The sequence below is a fragment of the Lactiplantibacillus songbeiensis genome, from assembly GCF_005405125.1.
Taxonomy (GTDB): domain Bacteria; phylum Bacillota; class Bacilli; order Lactobacillales; family Lactobacillaceae; genus Lactiplantibacillus; species Lactiplantibacillus songbeiensis.
The window spans coordinates 1-5,034 of record NZ_BJDL01000046.1; the positions used below are offsets into that span (position 1 = coordinate 1).

The following is a 5,034-nucleotide window of genomic DNA, read 5'->3' on the forward strand; positions in this document are numbered from 1 at the left end:
GCATGGCAACGTCCTACCCTCGCAGGGAGCGATCCCCCAACTACTCTCGGCGCTAAGAAGCTTGACTTCTGTGTTCGACATGGGAACAGGTATATCCTTCTTGCCATCGTCACCACACTATTGAAAACAACTTGTGCTCTCAAAACTAGCTAATATCAAATACAATTCACAATTACCGGAACACCAATTACTTGGTTAAGTCCTCGACCGATTAGTATTAGTCCGCTTCACACGTCACCGTGCTGCCACTTCTAACCTATCTACCTGATCATCTTTCAGGGGTCTTACTTCCATATAGGAATGGGAAATCTCATCTCGAGGTGAGTTTCACACTTAGATGCTTTCAGCGTTTATCTCATCCATACGTAGCTACCCAGCGATGCGCCTGGCGGCACAACTGGTACACCAGAGGTATGTCCATCCCGGTCCTCTCGTACTAAGGACAGATCCTCTCAAATTTCCTACGCCCGCGACGGATAGGGACCGAACTGTCTCACGACGTTCTGAACCCAGCTCGCGTACCGCTTTAATGGGCGAACAGCCCAACCCTTGGGACCGACTACAGCCCCAGGATGCGATGAGCCGACATCGAGGTGCCAAACCTCCCCGTCGATGTGGACTCTTGGGGGAGATAAGCCTGTTATCCCCAGGGTAGCTTTTATCCGTTGAGCGATGGCCCTTCCATACGGTACCACCGGATCACTAAGCCCGACTTTCGTCCCTGCTCGACCTGTCTGTCTCGCAGTCAAGCTCCCTTGTGCCTTTACACTCTGCGAATGATTTCCAACCATTCTGAGGGAACCTTTGGGCGCCTCCGTTACTTTTTAGGAGGCGACCGCCCCAGTCAAACTGCCCACCTGACACTGTCTCCCGCCACGATTAGTGGCGCGGGTTAGAGTGGTCATACAGCGAGGGTAGTATCCCACCAACGCCTCCACCGAAACTAGCGTTCCGGTTTCTATGGCTCCTACCTATCCTGTACAAGCTGTACAAACACTCAATATCAAGCTACAGTAAAGCTCCATGGGGTCTTTCCGTCCTGTCGCGGGTAGTCCGCATCTTCACGGACAATATAATTTCACCGAGTCTCTCGTTGAGACAGTGCCCAGATCGTTACGCCTTTCGTGCGGGTCGGAACTTACCCGACAAGGAATTTCGCTACCTTAGGACCGTTATAGTTACGGCCGCCGTTTACTGGGGCTTCAATTCTGAGCTTCGCCGAAGCTAACCCATCCTTTTAACCTTCCAGCACCGGGCAGGCGTCAGCCCCTATACGTCATCTTACGATTTTGCAGAGACCTGTGTTTTTGATAAACAGTCGCCTGGGCCTATTCACTGCGGCTGATCTTGCGATCAGCACCCCTTCTCCCGAAGTTACGGGGTCATTTTGCCGAGTTCCTTAACGAGAGTTCACTCGCTCACCTTAGGATTCTCTCCTCGACTACCTGTGTCGGTTTGCGGTACGGGTAGTTAAATACTCACTAGAAGCTTTTCTCGGCAGTGTGACATCAGACGCTTCGCTACTAAATTTCGCTCCCCATCACAACTTGTCCTTAAATTGATAAGCATTTGACTCATCAAAAGACTTGTTGCTTGGACATCCTAATCCAACAGGATGCACATCTTAGCCTACTGCGTCCCTCCATCGTTCAAACGCATTTAACTAGTACAGAAATATCAATCTGTTATCCATCGTCTACGCCTCTCGGCCTCGACTTAGGTCCCGACTAACCCTGGGAGGACGAGCCTTCCCCAGGAAACCTTAGTCATTCGGTGGATGGGATTCTCACCCATCTTTCGCTACTCATACCGGCATTCTCACTTCTAAGCGCTCCACAAGTCCTTACGATCTTGCTTCACCGCCCTTAGAACGCTCTCCTATCACGTGACCTAATGGTCACATCCACAGTTTCGGTAGTATACTTAGCCCCGGTACATTTTCGGCGCAGGATCACTCGACTAGTGAGCTATTACGCACTCTTTAAATGGTGGCTGCTTCTGAGCCAACATCCTAGTTGTCTATGCAACTCCACATCCTTTTCCACTTAGCATACATTTAGGGACCTTAACTGGTGATCTGGGCTGTTCCCCTTTCGACGGTGGATCTTATCACTCATCGTCTGACTCCCGGATATGAATCAATGGCATTCGGAGTTTATCTGAATTCAGTAACCCAAGACGGGCCCCTAGTCCAAATAGTGCTCTACCTCCATGATCCTTCATCCGAGGCTAGCCCTAAAGCTATTTCGGAGAGAACCAGCTATCTCCAAGTTCGTTTGGAATTTCACCGCTATCCACACCTCATCCCAGCAATTTTCAACTTACACGGGTTCGGTCCTCCAATGCGTTTTACCGCATCTTCAACCTGGACATGGATAGGTCACCTGGTTTCGGGTCTACAACCTCGTACTAAATTCGCCCATTTCAGACTCGCTTTCGCTACGGCTCCGACTTTTAAGTCTTAACCTTGCACGGGATCGTAACTCGCCGGTTCATTCTACAAAAGGCACGCCATCACGCATTAACGCGCTCTGACTTATTGTAGGCACATGGTTTCAGGAACTATTTCACTCCCCTTCCGGGGTGCTTTTCACCTTTCCCTCACGGTACTGGTTCACTATCGGTCACTAGGTAGTATTTAGCCTTGGGAGATGGTCCTCCCAGATTCCGACGGAATTTCACGTGTTCCGCCGTACTCAGGATCCTGAACTGAGAAAGCTTGATTTAATCTACTGGGCTATCACCATCTATGGCGGATTTTCCCAAATCCTTCGACTATCAAACTTTTTGGTAACTCAAATGTTCAGTCCTACAACCCCAAAGAGCAAGCTCTCTGGTTTGGGCTGTTCCCCGTTCGCTCGCCGCTACTTAGGGAATCGAATTTTCTTTATATTCCTGCTGCTAATGAGATGTTTCAGTTCACAGCGTTTACCTCCAACTAGACTATGAATTCATCTAGTGGTAACAGTTGATTAAAACTGCTGGGTTTCCCCATTCGGAAATCTCCGGATCATAGCTTACGTACAGCTCCCCGAAGCATATCGGTGTTAGTCCCGTCCTTCATCGGCTCCTAGTGCCAAGGCATTCACCATGCGCCCTTGTTAACTTAACCTTATTTTCCAAAGGAAAATACGATTAATTGAGTTTAGCGATAATAAACTTCTTTTAAAAAACTCAAAAAACGCGGTGTTCTCGGTTTAATTATGAAAAATTATATTTGATATTATCTAGTTTTCAAAGAACAAGTTGAGAGAGTTAGACCTCTCAAAACTAAACAAAGTTTCGACGCGTGTGTAGGTTTCCGTAATATTCCTTAGAAAGGAGGTGATCCAGCCGCAGGTTCTCCTACGGCTACCTTGTTACGACTTCACCCTAATCATCTGTCCCACCTTAGGCGGCTGGTCCCCGAAGGTTACCCCACCGACTTTGGGTGTTACAAACTCTCATGGTGTGACGGGCGGTGTGTACAAGGCCCGGGAACGTATTCACCGCGGCATGCTGATCCGCGATTACTAGCGATTCCAACTTCATGTAGGCGAGTTGCAGCCTACAATCCGAACTGAGAATGGTTTTAAGAGATTAGCTTGCTCTCGCGAGTTCGCAACTCGTTGTACCATCCATTGTAGCACGTGTGTAGCCCAGGTCATAAGGGGCATGATGATTTGACGTCATCCCCACCTTCCTCCGGTTTGTCACCGGCAGTCTCACCAGAGTGCCCAACTTAATGCTGGCAACTGATAATAAGGGTTGCGCTCGTTGCGGGACTTAACCCAACATCTCACGACACGAGCTGACGACAACCATGCACCACCTGTATCCATGTCCCCGAAGGGAACGTCTAATCTCTTAGATTTGCATAGTATGTCAAGACCTGGTAAGGTTCTTCGCGTAGCTTCGAATTAAACCACATGCTCCACCGCTTGTGCGGGCCCCCGTCAATTCCTTTGAGTTTCAGTCTTGCGACCGTACTCCCCAGGCGGAATGCTTAATGCGTTAGCTGCAGCACTGAAGGGCGGAAACCCTCCAACACTTAGCATTCATCGTTTACGGTATGGACTACCAGGGTATCTAATCCTGTTTGCTACCCATACTTTCGAGCCTCAGCGTCAGTTACAGACCAGACAGCCGCCTTCGCCACTGGTGTTCTTCCATATATCTACGCATTTCACCGCTACACATGGAGTTCCACTGTCCTCTTCTGCACTCAAGTTTTCCAGTTTCCGATGCACTTCTCCGGTTAAGCCGAAGGCTTTCACATCAGACTTAAAAAACCGCCTGCGCTCGCTTTACGCCCAATAAATCCGGACAACGCTTGCCACCTACGTATTACCGCGGCTGCTGGCACGTAGTTAGCCGTGGCTTTCTGGTTAGATACCGTCAATACCTGAACAGTTACTCTCAGATATGTTCTTCTCTAACAACAGAGTTTTACGAGCCGAAACCCTTCTTCACTCACGCGGCGTTGCTCCATCAGACTTTCGTCCATTGTGGAAGATTCCCTACTGCTGCCTCCCGTAGGAGTTTGGGCCGTGTCTCAGTCCCAATGTGGCCGATTACCCTCTCAGGTCGGCTACGTATCATTGCCATGGTGAGCCTTTACCTCACCATCTAGCTAATACGCCGCAGGACCATCCAAAAGTGATAGCCGAAGCCATCTTTCAAACTCAGACCATGCGGTCCGAGTTGTTATGCGGTATTAGCATCTGTTTCCAGGTGTTATCCCCCGCTTCTGGGCAGGTTTCCTACGTGTTACTCACCAGTTCGCCACTCACTCAAATGTTAAATCAATCAGGTGCAAGCACCTTCAATCAATAACCAGAGTTCGTTCGACTTGCATGTATTAGGCACGCCGCCAGCGTTCGTCCTGAGCCAGGATCAAACTCTCAAATTAATGATGAGTTCTAAAAAAGCTCATTTAATTGTTGTTTCAAAATTTATTTGCTAGCGAATTGACTTCGCAAATGTTTGCTACCAATTCAAGAATTGATAGACCCTACACATTTGATTCGTCGAAACTTTGTTCAGTTTTCAAAG

3 rRNA genes are annotated in these 5,034 nt (G+C 48.8%); all 3 read right to left on the reverse strand.

Annotated elements, in window-relative coordinates:
- Window positions 1-117, reverse strand: a 5S ribosomal RNA gene (gene rrf / locus FFM77_RS13805).
- A gap of 74 nt (window positions 118-191) precedes the next feature.
- A 23S ribosomal RNA gene (locus FFM77_RS13810) occupies window positions 192-3,112 on the reverse strand.
- Window positions 3,113-3,317: 205 nt separating this feature from the next.
- Window positions 3,318-4,891 (reverse strand): 16S ribosomal RNA (locus FFM77_RS13815).
- Together the 16S, 23S and 5S rRNA genes form the textbook arrangement of a ribosomal RNA operon.
- Window positions 4,892-5,034: the final 143 nt, after the last annotated feature.